The following is a 3,565-nucleotide window of genomic DNA, read 5'->3' on the forward strand; positions in this document are numbered from 1 at the left end:
GCATCTCGTGCAACCCGAGGCCGAGGCTACCCCTAAGGCCGAGGATATAGCTAGTCGCAATCCCCTTACGGGGAAGCATCTCGTGCAACAAAGTCCCGTACCCCGGGACGTTGGTGGCGTAATCGCCAGTCGCAATCCCCTTACGGGGAAGCATCTCGTGCAACCCGACATCACACCAGAGGTGGGCGGGCGTACCGTCTAGTCGCAATCCCCTTACGGGGAAGCATCTCGTGCAACTGTACCCCTCTCATAATCCCGTCCTGGACATCGCTCTTAGAGGGGGGGTTTGTGAGAAAGATGAAGTTTGGAATATGCACAAGCCGTATAAAGGCCGTTTTTGGGGGTTTAGCCCGATGAAAACTTACTTGCGGAAGGGGCGATGAGAAGGTGAAAGCGCATATTCACCTTCCTCAAGGGCAAAACTGGCTTTCAAGATCCCCCGTCCGACCCTCGGACAAGGCCATTATAGCAGACGACAGCAAGCATAATCTGAGTACAGGTTTAGCGCAACAGTGCCCTTGCAGACATCGCTTCACTATAAAAAAGTGATAAACGGGCCAGTTGCATCGCAAAAAGGCTAATAGTGGAAGCAACTACCGTGCCCGTAAGTAAAAGGGTGTGTAAGCCATCGCCCCGGGTTCGCCGCTTCAGGCGGTGGGCTTGGGCCCTGAAGCGCTCGCTTCTACTGGGTGAGCGCGAAGGTGGTGGGGTAGGCCCCTTTCCTTGCCCTTGGCCTCCACCATGATGTCGGCGGGCCCGGGGAGAGCGGCGAGGAGGCGCTCCCAGTCTTCCAGGGAAACCCGGAAGGCGTGGGCCCCAGGGCGGCGGCTGGGGTCCTGGCTCGCCAGGTGCACCTTGGGGCGGGTGCGCCAGGTGGCGAAGGCGAGCCGGAGGGCCTCTTCCAGGGAAAGCCGGCCCGGGTTTAGGGCGTGGTGAAGGGTGTCCACCACCACGGGCACGTCTGACCTCTCGTCACTTTTCCCACCCCTGTACCAGTTGCTGAAGAAGACCTGTGAGCGTCCGTGCCGCCACACTCCGCAGGGAGGGGGGCCCCTGGGCCAGAAGGAGGCGGGCTAGTCGGAAAAGGCTCTGCCGCTCCGGATGCGCCACCACCTTCGGCCACCACTCCCTGCCCCGCAAGGCGGCCCCCAACAGAACCAAGAGCATCACCCCTAGGAACAAAAGCCAAAGCCATCCCCTAAGGCTTCCCTCCTGAGCCCGCGCCGGTCCAGCCCAAACCCCCGCCCCTTCAGGTCCCGGAAGGCTTCCTCTATCCACACCCGCAGGCGGTACCCACTCTCCCCATCCCCAGGCGCCCAAAAGGCCAGATACCAGGGCTCCCGCTTCCCCTGGGCCAGGAAGAGCCCCACCTCCACCTCCCCCCCGCCCCGCCCAAAGAGACGGACCCGCTGGCGCTCGGGCCTGGGCACCTCCGGGTAGCGCTCCCCCAGGAGGAAGCGCTCCCCCGTTTCCGTCTCCACCTCCCGTTTGCGCCGCAACCGGATGAGGAAACCCATGCCCCATTCCTGGAGCCGCCGCGTGAGGGAGAGCCGGTCAAAGCCCCGGTCCAGGAGCAAGAGGGGGACATAGCCCAGAAGAGGTTGATTCCACCCCCATCCCCCACGGCCCTTATTCGCCCTTCTAACCCTTGTGGTTTTCCAGGAAAGGACTACCCATCCTCGGGGGCGGCACCCCGGTGGGGAACCGCCACCCGAGGCGGAGGTGCGGGAGCGGGAGCTCCGCCATGCCCCCTTCCTCGTGCACCGGCCACAGGACCGGGCGGCCACCCCGGTGCCCGGGCTTGGTGCCGCTTCCAGGACCCTTATCCCGCCTGCAAGGCCCTGAAAGCCTGGGGAGGGGGCCTCGAGGCGGGGAATCCGAGGACGTTGTGCGCGAAAGAGAGCTTTCGCGAACAACCCTTTCCTCTTCGTCGCATCGAGGCCCCCTTCCCGGGATTTGGAGCCTTGTGGCCGAGGGCCCCAGGCTCCGAGACCAGGGCAACAGCGCACCCCCGGTTCCCAGTCCCGCTCCCAACCCCCGAGAAGGCACGGCCCATTACGCCTCGGTCGGATAGCGGTGCCCTACTGCGGTGCCCCCGTCCTCGGGGACGGTCCACCCCTTCCTGGAAAACCACAGGGGTTAGAAGGGCGGAGGAGGGCCGTCCAAGGATAGGGCGGGCTTCGTGTGCCCGAGTTGCGGGACTTTTCTGCGCCGCGATGTAGCCGCCGTGCTGAACATCCTGGCCAGGGCCCGAGTCACGGGCGTATGCCCGTATGGACTGAAGTCCGAGGAGTCGTCACCCCGCCTCTGAGAGAACCAACCCGCCCTGGGTCCGCAATCGGGCAATGTCCCTCGAAGGCGCTGCACCGAAGAAGTGGTGGTAATCCCGGACAAACTGGGAAGGGCTGGTGTAGCCCACTTCCCGCGCCACCTGGGTCACGGAGAACCCCTTCAGGAGAAGTCTTCTCGCCTCCTGGAGGCGCAGGGCTTTCTGGTACTGCAACGGGGTTAGGGAGGTTAGGCGTTTGAAGTGATGATAAAAAGCGCTCTTACCCAAATGGGTGAGCCGGGCCAGAGTCTCCACATCCAAGGGCTCGCGGAAGTGGGCTCGGATGTGGTCTATAGCCCGGGCAATGCGGTGCAGGTAGGGGTCCAAAAGGCTGAGCTGAGCCAGGACAGGGTTTGCCTGGAGGAGGCGAATTAGCATCTCCTGTCGGTAGAGGGGGGCGAGGAGCTTTTGGTCTTTAGGGTCCCCCAGCGCTTTTAAGAAGCGCAGAGCTGCCTCAATCAAGGCAGGGGTGGCCGCCCCTGCGAAAACCGGACGTGCTGCAGCGGGGAAGAGCCCCTCGGGGTAGACTTTCGCCGCAAGGTCTGCCAGCTCCACGGGGTCCAACACGAGCTTCAGGCAAAGGAAGGGGCGCTTGGGGGAAGCCTCGAGGACCTGGGCTTTGAGAGGCAGGTCCAATGCGCTGACAAGGACGTGGGTAGGGTCGTAGCGTACCACCTCCTGGCCGTAAAAGACCGCCTTGGCTCCCTGAGCCACCAAACAGACTACAGGCTCGTACAGGGTGGGCCGGACCTCGGTTTCGCTCCTGGAGTTCCGGTACACGTGGGCCCCGGAAGCAGGCAGGGGGAAACTGCCGTCCTCCGGAGCGTAGCGCAGAAGCCCTTCCGCTAAGCCATCCAATAGGCCCTCCAACTCAGCGCTGTGGCTGGGCAACATAGGTAGCTCCATCTTAAACCCCTCACTTAGACCCGGAGGATCAGGCAAAAACCCTGGAGGATTAGGCAACACTCCTGGGCGGAGAAGCGCCAACCTGAAACAGGAGGTTTAGGCATGCGTGCCACAATGTTGTACGGTTCCAAAAATGTGCGTCTGGAGCAAGTACCCGATCCCGTGATCAGGGAGCCTACGGACGCCATCATCCGGGTCTTGGTTTCGTGCATCTGCGGCTCAGACCTTTGGCCCTACCGAGGGTTTGACCCTATCCCCGAGGGTGGACGACCCATGGGACACGAGGCCGTGGGGGTGGTGGAGGAGGTTGGCCCGGAGGTTAATACCCTC

Annotated in this window: 3 protein-coding genes, 1 pseudogene and 1 CRISPR repeat array; of the genes and pseudogenes, 1 reads left to right on the plus strand and 3 read right to left on the minus strand. The window is 63.1% G+C overall.

Annotated elements, in window-relative coordinates:
* Window positions 1-50 precede the first annotated feature (50 nt).
* A CRISPR array of direct repeats spans window positions 51-237; the repeat unit is 37 nt; unit sequence AGTCGCAATCCCCTTACGGGGAAGCATCTCGTGCAAC.
* A 410-nt stretch (window positions 238-647) separates the two neighbouring features.
* From QT17_RS12965 to QT17_RS12980, 3 genes and pseudogenes are all read right to left on the minus strand, one after another.
* On the minus strand, window positions 648-959 hold the full coding sequence (locus tag QT17_RS12965) for a hypothetical protein (RefSeq protein ID WP_039460640.1): 312 nt from the start codon (window positions 957-959) through the stop codon (window positions 648-650).
* A 13-nt stretch (window positions 960-972) separates the two neighbouring features.
* Window positions 973-1,595: pseudogene (locus QT17_RS13920) on the minus strand (transposase); the annotation flags it as partial.
* 701 nt (window positions 1,596-2,296) lie between these two features.
* Window positions 2,297-3,235 carry an AraC family transcriptional regulator gene (locus tag QT17_RS12980; RefSeq protein WP_052155229.1) on the minus strand — a complete coding sequence of 313 codons (939 nt, stop codon included), beginning with the start codon at window positions 3,233-3,235 and terminating at the stop codon, window positions 2,297-2,299.
* 114 nt (window positions 3,236-3,349) lie between these two features.
* On the opposite strand from QT17_RS12980, the gene QT17_RS13510 reads away from it, so the two are divergent.
* Window positions 3,350-3,565: alcohol dehydrogenase catalytic domain-containing protein (locus QT17_RS13510; RefSeq protein ID WP_235283938.1), on the plus strand; the 216-nt coding region annotated here is incomplete at its 3' end.

It is taken from the genome of Thermus sp. 2.9, assembly GCF_000794385.1.
GTDB lineage: Bacteria > Deinococcota > Deinococci > Deinococcales > Thermaceae > Thermus > Thermus thalpophilus.